14 protein-coding genes and 1 pseudogene are annotated in these 22,461 nt (G+C 31.5%); 5 read left to right on the top strand and 10 right to left on the bottom strand.

Annotation, left to right across the window (positions count from 1 at the left end):
- Positions 1–47: 47 nt before the first annotated feature.
- From KA468_RS02540 to KA468_RS02530, 3 genes are all read right to left on the bottom strand, one after another.
- Positions 48–1,475 (bottom strand): OmpA family protein, encoded by a 1,428-nt coding sequence (locus KA468_RS02540; protein WP_291241376.1) that lies wholly within the window; start codon positions 1,473–1,475, stop codon positions 48–50.
- 119 nt (positions 1,476–1,594) lie between these two features.
- Positions 1,595–2,785, bottom strand: a complete 1,191-nt coding sequence (gene kbl, locus KA468_RS02535; RefSeq protein WP_291241375.1) for a glycine C-acetyltransferase — start codon at positions 2,783–2,785, stop codon at positions 1,595–1,597.
- Positions 2,786–2,819: 34 nt separating this feature from the next.
- Positions 2,820–5,963 carry an exodeoxyribonuclease V subunit beta gene (locus KA468_RS02530; RefSeq protein ID WP_291241374.1) on the bottom strand — a complete coding sequence of 1,048 codons (3,144 nt, stop codon included), beginning with the start codon at positions 5,961–5,963 and terminating at the stop codon, positions 2,820–2,822.
- Positions 5,964–6,216: 253 nt separating this feature from the next.
- Between KA468_RS02530 and KA468_RS02525 the strand changes: the two genes are divergently transcribed.
- The 5 genes from KA468_RS02525 to KA468_RS02505 all read left to right on the top strand — a co-directional run bounded on the left by KA468_RS02525 (position 6,217) and on the right by KA468_RS02505 (position 14,542).
- The gene (locus KA468_RS02525) at positions 6,217–6,825 is read left to right on the top strand and encodes a superoxide dismutase (RefSeq protein WP_291241373.1); all 609 of its coding nucleotides are present in this window, start codon (positions 6,217–6,219) and stop codon (positions 6,823–6,825) included.
- A 77-nt stretch (positions 6,826–6,902) separates the two neighbouring features.
- A complete protein-coding gene (locus KA468_RS02520; protein WP_291241372.1) occupies positions 6,903–9,131 on the top strand; it encodes a DUF5686 family protein in 2,229 nt (742 codons plus the stop codon).
- Positions 9,132–9,170: 39 nt separating this feature from the next.
- Positions 9,171–11,597: an MMPL family transporter gene (locus tag KA468_RS02515; RefSeq protein ID WP_291241371.1), complete on the top strand. Its 2,427-nt coding sequence runs from the start codon at positions 9,171–9,173 to the stop codon at positions 11,595–11,597.
- Position 11,598: 1 nt separating this feature from the next.
- The gene (gene tyrS, locus KA468_RS02510) at positions 11,599–12,897 is read left to right on the top strand and encodes a tyrosine--tRNA ligase (protein WP_291241370.1); all 1,299 of its coding nucleotides are present in this window, start codon (positions 11,599–11,601) and stop codon (positions 12,895–12,897) included.
- Between the two features lie 82 nt (positions 12,898–12,979).
- Positions 12,980–14,542, top strand: coding sequence for a rhomboid family intramembrane serine protease (locus KA468_RS02505; protein WP_291241369.1), 1,563 nt, complete (start codon positions 12,980–12,982; stop codon positions 14,540–14,542).
- 44 nt (positions 14,543–14,586) lie between these two features.
- Here KA468_RS02505 and KA468_RS02500 read toward each other — a convergent pair whose 3' ends face one another.
- The 7 genes and pseudogenes from KA468_RS02500 to KA468_RS02470 all read right to left on the bottom strand — a co-directional run.
- Positions 14,587–14,772: a DUF2892 domain-containing protein gene (locus KA468_RS02500; protein WP_091311601.1), complete on the bottom strand. Its 186-nt coding sequence runs from the start codon at positions 14,770–14,772 to the stop codon at positions 14,587–14,589.
- A 12-nt stretch (positions 14,773–14,784) separates the two neighbouring features.
- Positions 14,785–15,090, bottom strand: coding sequence for a hypothetical protein (locus KA468_RS02495; RefSeq protein WP_291241368.1), 306 nt, complete (start codon positions 15,088–15,090; stop codon positions 14,785–14,787).
- 10 nt (positions 15,091–15,100) lie between these two features.
- Positions 15,101–18,316 carry an efflux RND transporter permease subunit gene (locus KA468_RS02490; protein WP_291241367.1) on the bottom strand — a complete coding sequence of 1,072 codons (3,216 nt, stop codon included), beginning with the start codon at positions 18,314–18,316 and terminating at the stop codon, positions 15,101–15,103.
- Between the two features lie 50 nt (positions 18,317–18,366).
- Complete coding sequence (locus tag KA468_RS02485; RefSeq protein WP_291241404.1) at positions 18,367–19,449, bottom strand: efflux RND transporter periplasmic adaptor subunit; 1,083 nt, start codon at positions 19,447–19,449, stop codon at positions 18,367–18,369.
- A gap of 91 nt (positions 19,450–19,540) precedes the next feature.
- Positions 19,541–20,854: a TolC family protein gene (locus KA468_RS02480; RefSeq protein ID WP_291241366.1), complete on the bottom strand. Its 1,314-nt coding sequence runs from the start codon at positions 20,852–20,854 to the stop codon at positions 19,541–19,543.
- 102 nt (positions 20,855–20,956) lie between these two features.
- Positions 20,957–21,583 (bottom strand): Crp/Fnr family transcriptional regulator, encoded by a 627-nt coding sequence (locus KA468_RS02475; protein ID WP_291241365.1) that lies wholly within the window; start codon positions 21,581–21,583, stop codon positions 20,957–20,959.
- A gap of 248 nt (positions 21,584–21,831) precedes the next feature.
- A pseudogene (locus KA468_RS02470) lies at positions 21,832–22,461 on the bottom strand (amidophosphoribosyltransferase); the annotation flags it as partial.

Genomic DNA, 22,461 nt, shown 5'->3' with positions numbered 1-22,461 from the left:
AAAGGTCTCAATAAATTGAGACCTTTTAAAATATTATAAGAGAAAAATTATTTTACTAATTTAACTTCTACTCTTCTGTTTTGAGCTTTTCCAGCTTTAGTTGCGTTTGTTGCAACTGGTTTAGTTTCACCAAAACCTTCAGATGTTAATCTATCAGCAGCAATACCATTTTCAACTAAGAAAGATTTTACAGCTGCAGCTCTGTTTTGAGATAATACTAAGTTAGCATCGTCTTTACCGTCTGAATCAGTATGTCCTTCTAAAGCGAATTTAGCTGTTGGATATTCTTTTAATATAGCAACAATTGCTTGTAAAACTGAATATGTTTGTTTTTGGAAAGATGATTTTGCAGAATCAAATAAGATTGTTTTTGCATAATCATTTAACTTTTTCATTGTGTCTTCAGATACTTCTGGACATCCGTTGTTTGCAACAGTTCCTGCAACAGTAGGACATTTGTCATCTTTATCTAAAACTTTATCACCATCAGTATCAGGCCATGGGCATCCACCGTTTGCTTTTTCACCTTTTACAGTAGGACATTTATCGTTTTGATCAGCAATTCCATCGCCATCAGCATCTGGACAACCTTTTAAAACTGGTAAACCAGCTACATCAATACAAGCGTCATCTTTATCAGCAACAGTATCACCATCTTGATCAGGACATCCATTCATTTCTGGAGTACCTGCTTCTTCTGGACAAGCATCAGCTGAATCTTGAATACCATCTAAATCAGTGTCAGGACAACCTTTGAATGCGGCTAAACCTTTAACATCTGGACAAGAATCTTCAGCATCAATAATACCGTCATCATCTTTATCTTTAGCTCCAAATTGGAATTTTAAACCTGCATGATTAAAGAAATGTGTTGGAATATCAGCATTAGCAACTCTATTGTCATCAAAACCATATTTTAAAGTAGACCCTAATGATAAAGCTACATTTTTAGCAAACCATAAGTTTAATCCCCAACCAGCGTTAACTGTTCCTGCTGAAGCATCACCCATGAAAGTATAACCTCCTCCTATGTTTAAAGATGGGTCAAACCATTTAGATTTAATTAAATTTTTGAAGCTATAAGAAACGGCTGCGTCTAAACCATAGTAATCTAAAGCTCCTGGATTACTTACAACCATACCTCTTGCATCCGCACCAACTGTAGTAGGTTTGAATTCAACAAACTTAGTAATTTTGTTAAAAGATCCAGTCATTCCAAAAGAAAAACCATCTCCAACGTATTTAGATACACTTAGGTAAGATACTGAAGGAACAATATTCCAATTGTCTTTCATGTCTAATGCTTGAGAATACGTTTTTTCAAAAAACCCTAATCCACCTCTACTAGCGCTAACTCTAGTGTCTACTGCATTTAATCCAAAAGACACTGCCCATGGATTAACGTTATCTTGAGCTTGTGACGTTAGTCCAACAAACAACAAAGCAGCAGAAAATAATTTGTTCAAATGTTTCATACTTTTTATTTAATTTAATTATAATTCATTATATTTAGAAGCAAAAGTAATATGTTTTTTGTAATCCACAAAACTTTTGTTTGTTTTTTCATAATTATAAGTTAAACAAATTATTTTTATTAAATTATGTTTAACTTTTTGGCAACGGTTTCAAAAGCAAAAATAGCTTTATCTAAATGTTCTTTTGTATGAGCAGCAGATAATTGCACTCTAATTCTTGCTTTATCTTTTGGAACTACAGGATAAAAGAAACCAATTACATAAATTCCTAATTTCAGCAATTCATCAGCCATTTCTTGGGACAATTTTGCATCATATAACATAACGGGTACAATAGCAGAATCGCCATCAATAAAATCTAAACCTGCTTTTCTAATGCCTTCTTTAAAATAATTGGTATTCCATTCTAATTGATCTCTTAAAGAAGTATCTTTTTTTAATAATTCAAAAACTTTTAAAGAAGCGCCAACAATTGCTGGAGCTAATGAATTTGAAAATAAGTATGGACGTGAACGCTGACGTAAAATTTCAATCACTTCTTTTTTTGCAGTAGTATAGCCGCCCATAGCCCCACCTAAAGCTTTTCCTAAAGTTCCTGTAATAATATCCACACGACCCATAACGTTTTTAGCCTCCAAAGTTCCTTTTCCTGTTGCGCCAATAAAACCAGCAGCATGACATTCGTCTACCATTACTAATGCGTCGTATTTATCAGCTAAATTGCAAATTTTATCTAAAGGCGCTACTAAACCATCCATTGAGAAAACACCATCCGTTACAATTAACTTAAAACGATGTCCGGCTTCTGTAGCTTTTATCAATTGGGCTTCTAAATCTTGCATATTAGAATTTTCGTAACGATAACGCGCAGCTTTACATAAACGCACGCCATCAATAATAGAAGCGTGATTTAAACTATCAGAAATAATGCAATCTTCTTCTCCTAATAAAGGCTCGAAAACTCCGCCATTTGCATCGAAAGCCGCGGCATATAAAATGGTATCTTCTGTTCCGTAAAAATCGGCAATTTCTGCTTCTAATTGTTTATGAATATCTTGCGTACCACAAATAAATCGTACAGACGACATTCCAAAACCGTGAGAGTCTAAAGCATCTTTTGCAGCTTGAACTACTTCAGGATGTGATGAAAGTCCTAAATAATTATTCGCACAAAAATTTAAAACCGTTTCTCCATTTACAACTATTTCCGCACCTTGTGGCGAAGTGATAATGCGTTCTTTTTTATATAATCCGTTTTGTTGAATTGTATTTAATTCATTTTGTAAGTATTCTTGAATTTTTCCGTACATTTTTTTATTGTTTATGGTTGGATGTTTTATTTTTCTACAAATGTATAATTTTTAAATCTTCTCCTATATATAGTAAAACTTTTTTAGTTACTTTTAAATTCATTTTTTCAATAACGCGAACATAATTTTCAATTTGTTTTTTATGTTTCTCGTCTTGCGCTCCTGTTTTATAATCAATAAGAAACGCTTCCGACTTATGAATTACCAATCTATCCGGTTTTAAATTGATTTCATTTGGCGAAATTATATTGTGTTCGGTAAAAACGGTGTAATTCGGATTAAAAAAAGCTTCTAATTCTGGATGATTTATAATTTGTGTTATTTTATCTTCAAAAATACTTTTTTGCGATTGTTGAATCAGACCTTCATCTAAGCTTTTAGTTAATGCCGTTTGCAAATCATTTTTCGAAGTAATATAGGATAAAATTTGATGAATAATATTTCCGAACTCAATAGCATCTTGCTGTAACGTGCCCCACATTAGGGCTTCTTTTTTGGCAATTCGTATCGAAGAAAAATCTAATGCTTTTTTTACGGATTGAATTTCTGCTTTATTTTTAGTAAATAATTTCGGTTGCGAATTCCTTTTTGAGCTTCCAAAAACATATTCTTTTTGTTCTATTGAAAAATTTGCTTTTTGAGTCAAAAAATTTATAAAATAAGAAGCTAACGTTTTGGAAGTAGAAATTTCGCCTTTTGTGGTTATTTTATAACTACTAATTATATGCAATTGCTCTTCGGCGCGCGTTAAGGCAACATATAACACGTTTATAGTATCTAAAATTTCTTCTTGCGATTTGGTTTGATAAATTTCTTGAGTCGTGTCGCTATATTTTTCTAAAATCTTATTGTTTTTAACCAAAGCTTGAGACATATCTACACTTTCGTCTTCCATTGGAATCCAAATATTATTGCTTCTTGGGTTTAAACTATCATCGGCAAACGGATAAATTACCACAGGGAATTCTAAACCTTTCGATTTGTGAATGGTCATAATTCGGATGGCTTTTTCTCCTTCTGGCGAGGGAATGCTTTGTTTGAAACCTGATTTTTCCCAATATTCTAAAAAATCTGCAATGCTCGTTTGATATTTTACGTTTCGTTCTAAAACTAAATCTAAAAAATACTGCACATACGAAATGGTGGTTTTTTCTTTTAAAAACACATTTACAATGTTTTCAACAGCTTCATAAAGTGATTTTTTTCTGCAATTTTCAAAGGATATTTCACAATTAAATGACGCTAAATATTTTTGTAAATCGGTTTCAGATAAATCTTTTGCAGACACAATAAAATCGTGAATTTTATTTTTATCAACCTTTGTAGTTGCTACAAAATACAACCAATTTATTTTTGATTCTTGATTATTTGAGCTATCTAAATATTCTAAAAAATTAATAATGAATTTTACTTCTGAAGCATTTTGAATTAGCAATGTTTCCGATGAAATAATTGGAATGTTATTTTCGGTTAAAAAATTAGCCAATAACACTCCGTTTTTAGTTTTTCGAGTTAATAAAACAATGTCTGAATAGTCAAATCCATTTTCAAGAGATTGCTGAATAATTTCTAAAGTTTTCGATAAATATTGTTTGTCCTTTTCTGTAATCGATTCGTCTTCTGCAATTTCTTCATTTATTTCAATAGTATCATCTAAAAAAGTAACCGATACAAAACCACCTGTTTTTTCATTTGTTTCCTGACCAGCAGTTTCTTTATATAATTTTTGATAGGCTTCATTCGTAAATTCTTCAGAAAGAAATTGAAAAAATTGATTATTAAAGTCGATGACTTCTGAAAAACTTCTGTAATTTTTTGGCAAATTTTCTACAACTTTCAGTTTATTAGAAAACGGATTTACATCCGTACTTAAATCGATAAATTGTTCTGCTTTTCCACCTCGCCATCGGTAAATAGATTGTTTTGGATCGCCTACAATCATTAACGAACCTTTTGTGCCATCTAAATCTTGACTTGCCAAGGCATTATCAATTAATGGTATAAAATTTTCCCATTGTAATTGCGAAGTATCCTGAAACTCATCTATAAAATAATGACGGTATCTATCGCCTAAACGTTCATAAATAAAAGGAGCAGGTTGGTCTTTAATTTCGTTATGAATTATAGCATTAAAATCGGAAATAGATAAGACATTTTGGTCTTCTTGTAATTGCTTGTATTCTTTATAAATTACATTAATTAACGACAACGGAATCATATTTTTGATAATCAAATCGAATAACGCATTTTCAGTTTTTGCTTTGTAAATATGCGTAAGTTTTTCTTTCCAAGTAGGCGCTAAACGACGAACTACTTCTAAATTATTTGATTTTTTAGGAACAATAATTTCTCTTTCATTTACAAAATCGTATTCAGTTGCTTTTTCGTTATATAAATTAACAATATGGTTGTAAAAAGTTTTGTGGTCAAAATCTACTTCCGTTAAATTATTTGCTACAAAATCATCTAAAATGAATTTCGCATTTTCTTTTATTTTTGATTTATTGGATTCAATTTTTAATTTTATTTTCTCTGCAATTTTAGAAAAATCATCTACGGATTTATCGCTTAATTTTCCGAAATTAAAAAAATGTTCTTCGTTTAAAATTAATCTTGAAACTTCATAAAGATCTAATGTTACGTCCCAACTTTTATCGTCATCTGTCTTACTTTTAGCAAAATTGATTAATATCTGAGTCAATTCTTCGTCCTCTCCTGCTTTGGCAACCACTACATCAATCGCGTTTTTTAAAAGTTCATCTGTATCGAGTGTAACATCAAAATTGGTAGGTAAATTTAAATCGTGCGTGAATGTTCTAATGATACGATGCGTGAATTTATCAATAGTAGAAATGTCAAACGCCGCGTAGTTGTGAATTAAATTCTTTAAAATTTTTCTGGATTTTTGTTGTATCGAAGGAACATCTAATTTTATTTCAGCAGCAATTTCTCGCATAAAATCGGCTGTTTTTTCAGTAACTTCGTCTTTAGTAAATGCAATTAAACTTTCAATAATTCGGCTTTTCATTTCTTCTACCGCTTTATTGGTAAACGTAATGGCAAGAATTTTTTTATAGGTATCGTTAGCAGGAGCTACCAGTAAGATTTTTAGATATTCTTTTGTTAAGGTATACGTTTTACCAGAACCAGCGGAAGCGTTATAAACTTGAAATGCCATATTTTTGATTTTTTTTAGCCACGGATTACACAAATTTACACGGATTTTTTTTAACTCAGTCTAATGTGAACTATTTTGAGCGAAGCGTTTGCAATTTTATTGGAAAATCCTATGTACCTATGTGTTTAATTTTTCACAATTTAAAAGATTATTTTCTTATATATTGTGTTTTAATTAACTATCTAAATTTTTATTTTCAAAGTTAAAGTTATAAATTTGAAAAAAATAATTAATCCATTAAAAATAGTAAATCATGGCTTTTGAACTCCCACAATTACCTTATGCATATGATGCATTAGAACCACATGTTGATGCAAGAACTATGGAAATTCACCATACAAAACATCATAATGCTTATACTACAAATTTGAACGCAGCTATTGCAGGAACAGATTTAGAAGGAAAATCTATTGAAGCTATTATGGCAAATTTAGATATGAATAATATGCCAGTTAGGAATAATGGTGGTGGTTTTTACAATCACAATTTGTTTTGGACCGTGATGTCGCCAAATGGTGGTGGTTTGCCAACAGGTGAATTAGCAACTGCAATTGATGCCGCTTATGGTTCGTTTGATGCTTTTAAGGCAGAATTTGCAAAAGCAGCAGCAACTCGTTTTGGATCTGGCTGGGCTTGGCTTTGTGTACAAAAAGGCGGAAAAGTTGAAGTGTGTTCATCTGCAAATCAAGACAACCCCTTAATGCCAGGCATAGGGTGTGGCGGAACACCTATTTTAGGTTTAGACGTTTGGGAACATGCCTATTATTTAAACTACCAAAACAGAAGACCTGATTATATTGAAGCGTTTTTCAATGTAATTAATTGGAATGAAGTGGCTAAACGTTTCAACGAAGCAAAATAAATTTTAAAATGAATAAAAGCGTTCAAGTAATTGGACGCTTTTTTATTATCTGTATATTTGCTTTTAATTTCTTGTAAATGAGAATACTCGTGTGGTTTATTTTTTTTAGTTCTTTTGTGGCTATGGCGCAAAAGACAACTTCAAAGCACCGTGAAGCCACTGAAAATTTAGTAACTACAATTATTCAGTTGCAAAGCAAAAACCAAATAAAAACGCCTAATTTTAGTTATACGTTTTACGAAAAATCAATTGTTTCTGCCAATCCAGATTCTATTTCTGCTTCAATTGATACGGTTTTTAAGAACAAGCGAAAAATGAAATTTATAATAGATTCTTCAAGTTATAAATTCAAAAAAATTATTACCAAACAACATATTTATCAAACCGAAAAAGTAGCAAAAATTTCTATCGAAAAAGGCAAGAAAAAAGAAACTATTATAGGTTTAAAAATGGCTGGTTTGAAACAACCTGTTTACGAATTATTAGGTCAGGAATTTATGCCTTTCGATTTGAGTAAAAAACAATTGAAAATTTTACAATTTACTTTTCAAAATCCGTTTTCAACTGATGGCTCAGTTAAATATAAATTTGAAATAACAGACACGTTAATTAAACCAAATGGTAATGAAATAGTATTGCAGTTTGAATTAAAAAAAAGCATCAAAAAAAACAAATTAAAAGGTGTGGCTATTGTTGATTTAAAAACAAATGCCATTACTAAAATTACTTTTTTAATAAATAGCATTATCAATGTAAAAGCTGAAACTATTTTTGGCTCGTTTAATACTGAAAAATCGTGGTTTCCTGTTTCGCAAAACATATTGATAACTAAAGGAAAAGGAAAACAAAATATTGATTTTTTAGGAGAAACCATTCAGTTTGACAATTTGCCGAACACTTCTAAAAAGTATGATTATTCTAATGATTTGTATGTGAAAATTTACAGAGATTACAGTAATTATAACTTTACACAACTTCAAAATAGACAGCGATATCAAATTCAGATTGATAAAAGTGCTATTAAAAAAAATACTGCTTTTTTTAATACAATTTCAAACGACACGTTAGACGAAAGGTCACAAAACACCTATCAAACATTAGACAGTTTAGTAACCGCAACAAAAATTGAAAAGAAAATTTATTTTGGCAAAAAACTAATTAACGGACAAATTCCGTTTGGTTGGTTTGATTTTCGTGCGCGCGATATTTTTAAATATAACAGTTACGAAGGTTTCCGATTGGGTTTAGGAATTGCCACAAACGAACGCTTTTCACCTTATTACAAACTATTTGGTTATGGCGCATATGGCACACGAGACGGTATTTTTAAAAGTCAACTTGGAAGTGCGTTTCGGATTTCAAAAAATTCGGATAGTTGGATTTCGGGTTCCTTTACAGATGATATTATTGAATTTGCTGATTTAACCTTAATAGCTGATTCAAAAAAATTCAAATTATACGACCCAAGACCTTTTAATCTTTCTACATTTTATAACCATCAATCGTACGAACTGACTTTTGAATCGAAATTTATTTCTAAAATTGAAACTACTTTTAAAATAAGTCGTTCCAGAATCAATCCTTTATTTGATTACGAATTTATTGCACCAAATAAATCATATAAAATATACAATTTAACTTTAGCAACTTTAAGTTTGGAATGGTCGCCAAACAGTAAATTTTTACAAGCACCACAAGAAATTTTAGAGGTGGAAAAAGGATTTCCAAAAATAATTTTGCAGGTGTCTCACGCCATACCAAATGTACTGAGCGAAAACATTGAATTTACAAAAATTGATGCCCGAGTTTATCAAGAAAAGAAATACTTATCAGGACAAAAAACCACTTTTTTATTACAAGGAGGAATTAGTTTAGGCAACGCACCACTATCCCATTTATATAGTGTAACGCCAAATAATTTAGACCGAGAAGCCATTTTAAGACGAGTTACATTTGCTAATAAAACGTCTTTTGAAACCATGTATTTTAATGAATTTTTTTCAGACAGGTATTCTCTTTTTCAGATGAAACACTACTTTAATAAATTTCAAATTTCAAAAAGCATTAAACCAACATTAATTTTAGGAACTAAAGTCGCATTTGGTGGTTTTACTCATCCTGAAAATCATCAAGGTATTGCATTCAAAACTATGGAAAAAGGTTTTTTTGAAAGTGGATTTGAATTACAAAACATTTTCAAAGGCTTTGGTTTAGCTACCTATTACAGATATGGCCCGTATCAATTGGAAAAATTTGATCAAAATATTGCTATTAAATTATCTTTTACATTGAATTTGGGGATATAATTCACCATAATTCTTACCTTTGCAGCATAAAATCATATCATGACAAAGTGGTTAAACACCAGTTTTTGGAATTTTGTAGCGCGTACGCTTTTAAGAAATAGACATTGGGTGCTTTTGTGCATTGCTTTGTTTACTATATTTATGGCATCGCAATGGAAATACATCCGTTTTACACAAACCGAAGCCAATTTATTACCCAACGACCATAAAGACAATATTGCCTACACCGATTTTTTAAAGAAATTCGGTGAAGAAGGAAATATTATAATTTTTGCAGTTAAAAGTGCCGATGTTTTTAAACCAGAAACGTTTAAATCTTGGAACAAAATGATGGCTTCTATTGCTAAAAACAAAGAAGTTGATGGCGTGTTATCATTTAATGAAATTCAGGATTTAGTTAAAAATGATTCCTTACAAACCTTTCAAACCAAACCTTTTATAGATCAAAATAAAGTAGCTAATGCCGCTTATTTAAATACCAAAAAACAAGATTTATTAAACAAAATGCCTTTTTACGAAAGCTTATTGTTCAATAAAAAAAGTGGCGTGGTTAGAAGCGTTATTTATCTTAAAAAAGACATAGTAAACAAACCCGAAAGAAAAGAATTTGTTTTAAATAAACTAATTCCTGCTATTGAATCGTTTAAAGAAACCGCAAAAACGGATATCAAAGTTTCAGGAATGCCTTACATTAGAACCTTAAATGCCAAAGCAATTATTAGTGAAATCGGCTTGTTCATTGGGGCTACTTTATTGGTAACTTCGTTAATTTTCTATTTCTTTTTCCGTTCGTTTCGAACCACTATGATGGCGCTTTTTGTGGTGATGATTGGTGTGATGTGGTCTTTCGGATTTTTGGGATTATTGCGTTATGAAATTACTGTTTTAACAGCTTTAGTGCCTTCATTAATTGTAATTATTGGTATTCCAAATTGTATTTTCTTAACCAATAAATACCATCAAGAAACGCGAATTCACGGAAACAGAGCCAAAGGATTACAACGTGTTTTAACTAAAGTTGGAACCGCAACTTTTATTACAAATGTTACTACAGCAGTTGGTTTTGCAACGTTCATAATTACCGATAATAAATTGTTACAAGAATTTGGAATTGTAACTTCCATAAATATTATGGCACTTTTTGTATTGAGTTTATTCGTAATTCCGATTTTCTTCAGTTTTATGCCCATACCAAAAGCAAAACATTTGGAACATTTGGAGCGCGGCTATTTGGTGAATTTTAAAAATTGGATTATCAACCAAGTAAAATATCATAATGTTCGCGTGTATTCGGTAGCTGTTGGAATTTTAATACTTGGTATAATTGGCGTTTACAAAATTAATATTTCTGGAAGTATATTAGAAGATATGCCTAAAAACAATGCTTTTTTTGAAGACATTCGTTTTTTTGAAAAAGAATTTAAAGGGGTTTTACCTGTGGAGATTTTAATTGACACGAAGCGTAAAAAAGGCGTAATGAAGATTTCAACTTTGAAGAAAATGGACGAGTTGCAATCGGAAATTGAAGCCATTCCTGAACTTTCAAAACCCGTTTCTATTGTCAATTTAGTGAAGTTTTCGAAGCAAGCGTATTATAACGGAAATCCTGCTTTTTACGATTTACCCGATTCGCAAGAACAAGCTTTTATTTTGCCTTATTTAAAAAATTCATCAAAAGACAGTAAAAATAATCCACTAAAAAGTTATGTAGATTCCACTGGTCAATATGCTCGAATCTCAACTTTTATGCGAGAAGTCAGTACGGATGAAATGGTGAAAGTGGAAGAAAAATTAAATGACCGAATCAATAAATTATTTCCAAAAGAACGTTTTACAGTAACAATTACTGGAAAAGCCTTATTATTTCAAAAAGGAACGAGTTATTTATTAGACAATTTAATAGAATCGTTATTATTCGCTTTAGCCTTAACAGGTGCTTTAATCTTTTTCTTATTCCGTTCGGTGAAAATGATTTTTGTGGCTTTGATTCCGAATTTATTACCCTTACTAGCCACGGCTGGATTGATGGGATATTTAGGGATTCCTATTAAGCCCTCAACTATTTTGGTTTTCGGAATTGCATTCGGACTTTCCGTAGATGATACGATACGATTTTTAGCGCAATATCGACAAGAATTGGTTCGAAATAATTGGAAAATTAAAAAATCAATCTTTTCCACATTAGAAGAAGAAGGACCGAGTATGTTTTATACGTCTTTCGTATTATTGTTCGGATTTTCGGTATTTACATTATCGGATTTCGGTGGAACAGTAGCTTTGGGAGGTTTAGTTTCTATCACGTTATTATTCGGAATGCTAACCAATTTAATTTTATTACCAAGTTTGGTTTTATCGTTAAACAGAAGTTTAGCCAACGAACAAGAATTCACAGAACCTATTTTAGATATTTTAGAAAATAATGAAGACCCAGACGCTGTTGCTGAGGGTGAAGAAATAAAAAAATAAAATGAGAAATTTAATCGAAGAATTACAATGGAGAGGTCTGGTACACGATGCGATGCCAGGAACAGAAGAGCAACTTTTAAAAGAGCCAACAGCTGTTTATATTGGTTTTGATCCTACTTCAGATTCCTTACATATTGGTAGTTTAGTGCCTATTATTTTATTAATGCACTTGCGAAAATTCGGACATAAACCTTACGCTTTAGTCGGCGGTGCAACAGGAATGATTGGTGATCCATCTGGAAAATCAAACGAAAGAAATTTATTAGATGAAGCCACTTTAAATCATAATGTAGAAGGAATTAAAGGCGTGTTATCTCGCTTTTTAGATTTCAATGCAACTGATGCACAAGCCCCTGTTTTAGTTAATAATTACGATTGGATGAAAGATTTTTCGTTCATTGATTTTGTTCGTGAAGTGGGAAAACGCATTACGGTAAACTATATGATGAGTAAAGATTCTGTAAAAAAACGTTTGTCTGGGGAAGGCGAAGGAATGAGTTTTACAGAATTTACATACCAATTAATTCAAGGATACGATTTTTATCATTTGCACAAACACCACAATTGTAAATTACAAATGGGTGGAAGTGACCAATGGGGAAACATCACAACAGGTACAGAATTAATCCGAAGAATGAACGTTGATTCTGAAACAGAAGGAAAAGCGTTTGCAATGACGTGTCCGTTAATTACAAAAGCTGATGGTTCGAAATTCGGAAAATCGGAAAAAGGTAACATTTGGTTGGATGCTGATAAAACATCTCCATACGAATTTTACCAATTTTGGTTTAATACGACGGATGTTGATGCCGAAAAATATATTAAAATATTCACATTCTTAGATAAAGCTACGATTGATGCGTTATTAGCGGAACACGTTGAAGCGCCACATTTACGAGTATTACAGAAGAAATTAGCCGAAGAATTAACCGTAATGATTCATGGTGCAGCCGAACACGAAAAAGCGGTTTTTGCTTCACAAGCCTTCTTTAAACCAACTGTGGACGATTTAAAACAATTAGATTTAAAAACGTTAGCGGATGTTTTCCAAAGTTTAGATCAAGCGGAAGTTACTTTAGCAGAAATTGAAGCAGGTTATCCAATTGTAGATGCCTTTGTGAAATCTGGATTTTTATCTTCAGGAAACGAAACCAGAAGAGCGTTAAAAGAAAATGCCGTTTCCGTAAACAAAGTAAAAGTAACAGAAGAATACGTAATTTCTACTAACGATTTAATTGCGAACACGTTCGTTTTACTTCAAAAAGGAAAGAAAAACTATTATATTTTAAAAGTGGTGTAAGCTGTTTTTATGTAAAATATGAAGCCGTGCTGATTAGTCACAGAACGGCTTTTTTGCTTATTTTTAAAGTCTTATATTTTTTATGAAAAACATTAAAGAAAAACTTCTATTAATTTATTTTCCTTTAGTAATAGCTACAATTTTAATTACAATAATTTATAGTTTATTAAATTGGATTTTTGTAATTCAGTTAGAATGGTTTAGTATTTATGATATAGTTGTGGATATTTTTGGCCCAATTATTTTTTCTTTTATTATTATATATTTTAAATTACGCCCTACCATAAAGTTACTTCGCTTAAAAAATAATAGTTCTGATTATTTTAGTTTATACTTGTTTCTAACCATTCTACTCGCAATCCCAACTATTGTAACACAATTCTATTTAAATACTGCAACTGGAAAACTTACACATTTGGAGCATATAAATAATTTTACGACAACTCCAAAAACTAAATATTATACGCTCCGCAAAACTTATTTCTACAAAGAAGAGGTGTCATTCAGTAACTCTTCAGAAGTAACCGGTAAATATGGCACAAAATTAAATTTTCATTTATACTGCGTACAACCAATTTTAAGAAACGCTAAAGATACCATTAAAGATATATGTAATTATTATTTGTGTGAAGAGTATTCCCACGAAATAAGTAATTCATTGAGTGATAATGAAAAACAAAGAGAGTTTACTGCTTTTTTAGATAAAAGTTATAAAGAATTTAATGATAGTAATTTTCAGAATTTCTCTTATTTAGAAGTGCTTCGTACAACTTCCGATTACAAATATTATAAGAAAGCAATAAAAAATAATGTTTTAATTTGTGATTCTGAACCAATATTATTTATTAGTCATAACGGTAATTATAATGATAGAAATGGTGGTAAATTTGGTTGGATATTCAAATCATTTGGCATTTCAATTGGAGTTCTCTTAATTATAATATTGTTTTTAGGGTACAAACCTAAAAGCATAAAGGCTAAAAAAATCGAACCTAAATCTTGGCAAGAGACTTTTAAAAAGGATTATTTTTTTCTAATTCCAACTAAAGAATTTTATATTATTCCAATACTTCTAAATCTAAATTTAATTATTTATATTTTAATGGTACTTTTTGGATTAGGTTTTATAAGTTTTGATACTAGTGATTTGTTTCGTTTAGGTGGTGTTGAAAGAAATGCAGTTTTAAGTGGTGATTGGTGGAGACTTTTTACAGCAATGTTTTTACATGGCGGTCTTATGCATATTGTTTCAAATCTATTTACTTTGTTTTTTATTGGCCTTTTTGCTGAATCTATACTTGGAGTTAAACGTTTTACTGTTGTTTATATATTAAGCGGTTTGGGTTGTAGCATAGCAAGTATTTATTGGCATGACAACACCGTTTCTGTAGGTGCTTCTGGCGCAATATTTGGATTATTTGGAGCAGTAATTGCATTAAATTTGATGAAATCAATTTCTAAAAAAATTGATTTATCATTTCTAATAATGAGTTCTATTTTTATAGGTTACAATTTATTAATGGGATTGTTTACAAACTCTGATAATGCTGGACATTTGGGAGGTTTGTTTACCGGATTTATTATCGGGATTGTAATTTCCTCAATTGTTAAAAATGAACAAGTGGATAAAAATAACAACAAATAAGAGTAATTCAAAAGCCGTTCTGAAAAATCAGAACGGCTTTTTTGTTAGTCTTTAACGCCTAATTTGGCTAAAATGTCTTCCATTAAACACCATTTGGTAATGGATGATTGTAATAAATTTGCGCCTACAAAGGCGGTAAACCACAACCAATTTTGGTTTACATAAATGGAAAGTAAAATACTAATTAGTACAAAACTTCCAGCTATGGCTCGGATGATTCTGTTTTTCATACTTATTTTTTATTAATTTGATTTTTCAATATTTATTGTTGCAATATGAATTTTTGATTTGGTTTCTTGTTGCGAATTAAATTTAGTTATAGCATTAAAAACCAAATCCACATTTTCAACAGGTACGAAAGCATAAAATAACATACTTTCATTTTCATTCATTTCTGTACCAAACCAGTTTTCGCCTATGGCTTCATTACTTGAGTTGTGGTATCCAATAACTTCTTTGTATGAAAAATTTTTCACATTTGCTTGTACCAAAATTTGTTTTATTTCTTTTTCAAATTCTGAAATTGAGGTTATTATTACTAGTTTCATAAGTCAAATATTATTGGTTAATTTCCTCCGTACTTTTATTTTCCCACTTTTTTCTTTCCGTGATATAATAAATAATTGGCACTACTAATAATGTTAATACTGTAGATACAATTGCTCCAAAAACAAGTGATATGGCTAATCCTTGGAAAATTGGGTCGAATAATATAATGACCGCTCCAATTACAACAGCTCCGGTAGTTAATAAAATTGGAGTCGTTCTTACAGCGCCCGCTTCAATAATGGCTTGTTTTAATGGAATACCTTCGTTTAGTCGGATTTCAATAAAATCTATAAGTAAGACCGAATTTCGTACCATTACTCCAGCTAAAGCAATCATTCCAATAAAAGAAGTGGCTGTAAAATAAGCACCTAACAACCAGTGTCCAAATACAATTCCGACTAACGAAAGTGGAATGGCCATCATCATAACGATTGGAGTTTTAAAGTTTTGAAACCATCCAACAATTAGCATATAAATAATTACAATTACTACTCCAAATGCAATTCCTAAATCGCGGAAAACCTCTAACGTAATTTGCCATTCTCCATCCCATTTTACAGTAAAATCACTTTCATCTGAAGGTTGTTCCATATACAATTCGTTAACTTTGTAACCCGCTGGAAGTTTCATTTTTTGTAATTCTTCGTTCATTCCTAAAATGGCATAAACTGGGCTTTCTAATTCTCCTGCCATATCTGCAGTAACATATACTACTCGTTTTTGGTCTTTTCTATAAATGGTTTTTTGTAAGACATCTTCTTTTACTTTTACCAAATCCGAAACTGGAACAACATTTCCACGACTTCCTTTTATTTTTAAATTCTGAATGTCTTGAAGTGAGGTTTTGTCTTTATCATCTAAAGAAAGAAGAATTCCAACACTGTTATTTGAATTTTCATCGTATAAATTTGAAATTGGGTATTCTTTTAACAAATAGGTTAAATTTCCAACAACTTGTTGAGGAGCAACGCCATTTAACATCGCTTTTTCTTTGTCAATTTCTAATTTATATTCGGTTTGATTGTCTTCTACATACCAATCAATATCCACAATATCAGTCGTTTTTTCTAAAATTCCTTTTACCTGATTGGCTACTTCAATTTGTTGTTTGTAATCAGGTCCGTATATTTCAGCAACCAATGTTGATAAAACTGGAGGTCCTGGTGGCACTTCGATAATTTTGACATTTGCTCCATACTTTTTTGCAATTTTTTGTACTTCTGGTCGAACTACTTTCGCAATATCGTGACTTTGTAAATCTCTATCTTCTTTATGTAATAAGTTGACTTGGATGTCGGCCATATTGCTTCCACCACGTAAATCGTAATGACGAACCAATCCGTTAAACGTAATCGGCGCTGACGTTCCAATATAATTTTGATAATTAACTACTTCTGGAACCGTTATTAAATATTGTGCAATTTCTTGCGTTACTGCGGCTGTTCTTTCTAACGTAGTCCCTTCTGGCATATCAATTACCACTTGGAATTCGTTTTTATTATCGAAAGGCAACATTTTTACTAAAACTGATTTCGTGAAAAACATCAATACCGAACCTGCTAATAAAACCACTGTAATTCCTAACATTACTCTACGCTTCGTAGAATTTTCTAAAAATGGACGTTCAATTTTATTGTATAATTTATAAATCCAAGAGGTTTCTAAACCTTGTTCCGCTTTGTGTTCTTGTTCTTCCTTTTCGTGTAATAAATGATATCCTAAATAAGGCGTAACCGTTAAAGCTACAAACAATGACAATAACATTGCAATAGAAGCACCAATTGGCATCGGACTCATATATGGTCCCATCATTCCGGATACGAATGCCATTGGTAAAATTGCAGCAATTACTGTAAATGTGGCTAAAATGGTTGGATTTCCTACTTCGTTAATCGCATAAATCGCAGCTTGTTTGAACGGCAATCGCTTCATTTTAAAATGGCGGTGCATATTTTCGGCGATGATAATACTGTCATCTACTACAATTCCAACCACAAAAACTAAGGCAAAAAGCGTAATTCTGTTTAATGTATAACCCAACATATAGTAGGCAAACAAGGTTAATGCAAACGTTAATGGCACTGAAAAGAAAACCACTAAACCACCACGCCAGCCCATAGCTAACATAACTAAAAGGGTTACCGCGATAATGGCTACACCTAAATGCATTAATAATTCACCAACTTTATGCGATGCGGTTTCTCCATAATTTCTGGAAACTTCTACGTGAACATCATCGGTAATTAAGGTCTTTTTTAAAGTCTCAACTTTCTCAATAATCTTATCTGAAATTTTCATCGCATCCGCACCTTTTACTTTTCCAATTGAAATAGTAACGGCTGGATATTCTGATTTGTTTTTGGTATATTTTTCATTCGCTTTTCCGTATCCAAAAGACACATAACTTCTTGGCGTTGAAGGGCCATCTTGAATTGTAGCCACTTGTTTTAAATATACAGGCATATTTGCGTTTACACCCACTACCAAATTTTCAACATCTTCAGAAGTGGCTAAAAATTCTCCTGTAGTTAATAAATATTCTTTATCATTTGCAACAAAACTACCCGATTGTGAACTGCCGTTATTGGCTTGAATCATTTGCATAATTCCTAAAGCATCCACGCCGTTTTCGGCCATTTTATCTTTATCTAAAACAATTTTTAATTCGCGTGTTCTTCCTCCAATTTCTTTAGTGATGGCAACATCTTTTACTTTTTCAATTTCCGAAGTAACTTCTTCCGCTATTTGACGAATTTCAAAATCATTTAATTTTTCGCTCCAAAGCGTTAGTCCTAACATAGGAACATCGTCAATAGAACGTGTTTTTACCATAGGTTTAAATACGCCTTTTGGAAACATATTTTCGTTTTTCATTAACTCATCGTATAATTTTACATACGAGCGTTCTGAATCTTCACCTACATAAAACTGTACAATTATCATTGCCTGGCCATTCATTGCCATACTATGTAAATGTTCTACGCCTTTAATATTAGACAATACTTTTTCTAATGGCTTGATAACTCGACTTTCCACTTCTGCTGGACTTGCACCTGGATAGCCAATCATAATATCTGCCATTGGAACATTAATTTGTGGTTCTTCTTCACGTGGAATTAAGAACGAACTATACACGCCTATAATCATCAAACCCACCATTAATAATATGGTTAATTTTGAATTGATGAAAAAATGAGCAATTTTACCTGATATACCTTCTTGCATTTTTTAGATTTTTAGATTGTTGGATCTTTAGATTTTTAATAATTTAAAATCTAATTTATTGACACTTTAGCTCCGTTATACAATTTGCCTTCTGATGAAACAATATATTGCTCGTTAGACGATAAACCTGACAAAACCTCTACTTGGTTGTCATACGTTTTACCTGTTCTTACCCATCTTAAAATAGCAGTTTTACCATTGGCAATCGTATAAATCCCTGTTAGTTGTCCTTGTTTTACTAAAGCACTTTCAGGAACCATTACTTTATCTGATTTTACCGTAATTTCTGACTTTGTTGTATTGGAAATTGGAAATTGTACGTTTACAAACATTCCTGATAATATTGATTTATCATTTGAATTTAATGTCACTTTTACTAAATATTGTCCGCCCGTGTTTTTTGCTGAACCGCTGACTTCAGAAACCTTTCCTGATACTTCTTTATTTAAAGATTTTACCATTATTTTTACAGGCATTCCGTTTGTAATTTTGGTAATATCACTTTCAGAAACCATAGCAGTTACTTGCATTCTTGATGCGCCTTCTATACTTACTAAAGGCATTCCTGGATTTGCCATATCACCTTCTTTTATAAAAGTATTGGTAACTTCACCAGAAAATGGAGCGGTAATATTTGAATATGAAAACTGCGCCATTACTTCGTTACGCATTTGTTTTGCTCCAGCTAAACCTGCTTTTGCCATTTCAAATCGCGAGGTCATATCTTCTAATTCTTTTTGAGAAGCACTTTGTTGTGCAAATAAATTGACAAAACGATCGTAATCTTTTTTAGCATTGTTATATGCAGCTGTTGCTTGAAGTATTGAGGCATCAACTTGTGCTTTTTTAGCTTCTAAATCGGAACTATTTATACTTACTAATAGTTGTCCAGCGCCAACTTTTTGACCTGTTTTTACGTGGACTTTAGTTACATAACCCATCATTCTTGTGCTTAAATTAGCACTGCTTTCCGCTTCTGTCTTTCCACTTGCGGTGATAAATTCTGAATTATTTGTAGCCAAACCGTTTACTACAACTTTAATAGCTGGTTCGTTATTGGTTACTTCTTTTGCTTCTTTTCCACATGAAAATAATACTAAAGTGGCAAGGCTTAAAATGGTTATTTTATTTATATTCATAACGTTTTTATTTAATAATTGAAATTTGTAAATCATGGAATTCATTTTAAAAATTAAGATTGATTTTTGATATTGCTATTGAAATTTACTTCGTTAAAAACTGTAAATACTGTTTGGTGAAATTATATTCAAAAACCGCTTGCAGTTGCTCTAATTCTTTTTGAATCATTTGTGTTTCAGCTTGTAATAAATCGGTTGTTTTTTCTAAACCTTGTGCAAATCGATTTTGTCTAATTCTGAACGCTTCTTGCGATTGCTCGAAAGCCAATTGCGATAAATTAACTTTGTTTTCCGAATCTAATAATTGGCGATTTGTTTTGTTTAATTCCAATTGACTTTGTTTCGTATATTGTTCTTTTTCAACATCAGCTTTTTGAGATTCGGCTTTTGCTTTTTCATATTTTCCAATAGATTTGTAACCATCAAAAATATTCCAAGATAATTGAGCGCCAACTAAATAGCCTTTTGCTGAAGTCCCTAAAACAGTTGCATCGTACATTTCATAACTTCCAAAAGCATTTAATCTTGGTAAAAACGTCATTTTTGAAGATTGTAACATTTTTGCATACGCTTCAGAAGATTTACTCATCGCTTGAATGTCTTTTCTGTTTTCGGATAAAGTAGTATTTATAGGTTCAATTGAAATGGTGTTTTCTAACGCTTCAGATGGTTTATACACTTTTCCTTGCGTGTCTTCGTTTAATAAAAACCCTAAATAATCTGAAGCATTTTGCACGTTACTTTTTGCATATTGTAACTGATTGGCAATTTCATTTACACGAACTTGTACGTTTAACAAATCGGTTTTTTGCAACATACCTTGTTTGAAATAATTTTCTACTAATTTCAAATTGGCTTTTCCGGTGGTATTTGCTTTTTCTAAAACTTTAACGGCTTTATAGGCCAATTGTAATTGCATATATGCTTTAGAAACTTCTAATTCTAAATACTCCTTAGTGCGTTCGGTTTGTAATTGAAACGCCTCCATTTTGGCTTTAGCGGCTTGTCTTCCATAAAAACCATCAACATTAATTAATGGTTGTTGAATTTCAAACTTGGTTGCAAAATTTTGTGTTTTTGCAGGGTCATTTAACAACGCTGGATTAAAATCGGAAGCGGTTAAAATTTCTTGATTTAATTTTGAACCAAATGCCATTAATGGATTTGTAGTTGAAATTCCAGTATGTGAAACCGAAATGTTTGGCAAGAAAACTGCTTTTGCCTGATTGTAATCTGCTTTTGCGGATTGGGCATTCTTTTCAGCAATTTTTACTTGTAAATTAGTTGAAGCTATTTTCTTAGAAATATCGTTTTTAGAAATGGACAGCGTGTCTTGTGCCAATCCAAAAACAGAAAATAATACTGCTGAACTTAAAATAGTGTGTTTAAATTTTTTCATAATCCTAAATTAATTATGAGGCAAATGTAAACGCATTAAAAATAGTGTACAGTAACAAGTGTTACATAGGTGGAAAAAATATTTTAGTGTATGAAAGTTAGATTACAACAACTCAATATATGCACGATTCAATTTAATTTTTCCTTTGTTTTCTAATGCTTTTAAAATTCGGGAAATTACAACTCTTGATGTATTTAAATCGTAAGCAATTTCTTGATGAGTATTGTGAATTTGATTGGAAGTATTTATTTTAGATTTTTCTAAAAGATAATTTAGTAATCGTTCATCCATATTCATAAATGCTAAATGATCAATTGTTGTTAGCATTTCTTTCAATCGCATATTATAGCTATTAAATACAAAATTTCTCCAAGTAGCATATTTACCAAGCCACTCGTTCATTTTTGCTACAGGAATTAAAATTAGCTGACCGTCAGTTTCTGCTATGGCGCGGATTTCACTTTTGGCGTTTCCTATGCAACACTGCATAGACATGGCACAAGTGTCTCCTTTTTCTATAAAATACAAAAGCAGTTCGCCTTCATCAAAATCTTCACGTAATATTTTAATGGCCCCTGTTAACATTAAAGGCATGCTTTTTATGTTTTCATTAAAATCTATAATAATATCGCCTTCTTTGAAATTTTGAATTTTAGAAATTTCTAAAATTTCGTTTATCAAACTTTCTTCAAAAATAAAATTATAAGTGTTTTGGAGTGTGTTTTTCATTTTTTGGAAAATTTAAGTTTCCATTAGCGAATTTAGTAAATTCAAAAACAAAAAGTGAAAAAATAAAAAAGATTTGAGAGGAAAGTATATAAAATAAAAAAGGCGAAAATTTCTTTTCACCCTTTTTGCCCCAAATCTACCATAAAACTTAACCTACTAATTTTCTGGTGAGGTAAAAGTATGGCAAGATATTTTACTAAAACAAAATAATTGTTGTATTGCTAATATTCTCGATGAAATGCACTTTTTTAGTAAGCACGTGCTCCATTTCCTTCATAAAAGTTGATAAAAGCCGTATTTACCACTCGGTTTCCTCCAGGTGTTGGATAGTTTCCAGTGAAGTACCAATCGCCTAAATTTTTAGGACACGCTTTGTGTAAATCTTCTACTTTTTGGAAAATAATTTTCACTTTTGCTTTCACTTCTTTTGAAGTTAGCATTTCTGCCATTTTATCTGAAATTTGTTCCTCTGTAAAAGGATTGTATATTTCTTTTACATAATTTACCACTTCTGTATCTTTTAAACCTTGTTGTGCTTTACATTTTTTATAAACGTCTTCTACAATTTGATACTGATTGGTTTCTTTTAAAAGTTCTAATGCCGCTTTAAAAGCAATAAAACCCTCCAAAGTACTCATATCAATTCCGTAGCAATCCGGATATCTAATTTGAGGAGCAGAAGAAACTACCACAATTTTCTTAGGATGTAATCGGTCTAAAATTTTAATAATACTTTGTTTTAATGTTGTACCACGAACAATACTGTCGTCAATAATTACCAAATTATCCGTTGGCTTTACCACACCGTATGTAATGTCGTAAACGTGTGCTACCATTTCATCTCTACTACTATCTTCTGTAATGAAAGTACGCAGTTT

This window comes from Flavobacterium sp., from assembly GCF_017985075.1.
GTDB lineage: Bacteria > Bacteroidota > Bacteroidia > Flavobacteriales > Flavobacteriaceae > Flavobacterium.
This window is presented reverse-complemented; position numbering and strand designations above follow the sequence as displayed.

What these genes read in the sequence shown, in the direction of transcription:
- KA468_RS02540 (WP_291241376.1), bottom strand. Translation starts at nt 1,475, where the DNA reads ATGAAACATTTGAACAAATTATTTTCTGCTGCTTTGTTGTTTGTTGGA.
- kbl (WP_291241375.1), bottom strand. Translation starts at nt 2,785, where the DNA reads ATGTACGGAAAAATTCAAGAATACTTACAAAATGAATTAAATACAATT.
- KA468_RS02530 (WP_291241374.1), bottom strand. Translation starts at nt 5,963, where the DNA reads ATGGCATTTCAAGTTTATAACGCTTCCGCTGGTTCTGGTAAAACGTAT.
- KA468_RS02525 (WP_291241373.1), top strand. Translation starts at nt 6,217, where the DNA reads ATGGCTTTTGAACTCCCACAATTACCTTATGCATATGATGCATTAGAA.
- KA468_RS02520 (WP_291241372.1), top strand. Translation starts at nt 6,903, where the DNA reads ATGAGAATACTCGTGTGGTTTATTTTTTTTAGTTCTTTTGTGGCTATG.
- KA468_RS02515 (WP_291241371.1), top strand. Translation starts at nt 9,171, where the DNA reads ATGACAAAGTGGTTAAACACCAGTTTTTGGAATTTTGTAGCGCGTACG.
- tyrS (WP_291241370.1), top strand. Translation starts at nt 11,599, where the DNA reads ATGAGAAATTTAATCGAAGAATTACAATGGAGAGGTCTGGTACACGAT.
- KA468_RS02505 (WP_291241369.1), top strand. Translation starts at nt 12,980, where the DNA reads ATGAAAAACATTAAAGAAAAACTTCTATTAATTTATTTTCCTTTAGTA.
- KA468_RS02500 (WP_091311601.1), bottom strand. Translation starts at nt 14,772, where the DNA reads ATGAAAAACAGAATCATCCGAGCCATAGCTGGAAGTTTTGTACTAATT.
- KA468_RS02495 (WP_291241368.1), bottom strand. Translation starts at nt 15,090, where the DNA reads ATGAAACTAGTAATAATAACCTCAATTTCAGAATTTGAAAAAGAAATA.
- KA468_RS02490 (WP_291241367.1), bottom strand. Translation starts at nt 18,316, where the DNA reads ATGCAAGAAGGTATATCAGGTAAAATTGCTCATTTTTTCATCAATTCA.
- KA468_RS02480 (WP_291241366.1), bottom strand. Translation starts at nt 20,854, where the DNA reads ATGAAAAAATTTAAACACACTATTTTAAGTTCAGCAGTATTATTTTCT.
- KA468_RS02475 (WP_291241365.1), bottom strand. Translation starts at nt 21,583, where the DNA reads ATGAAAAACACACTCCAAAACACTTATAATTTTATTTTTGAAGAAAGT.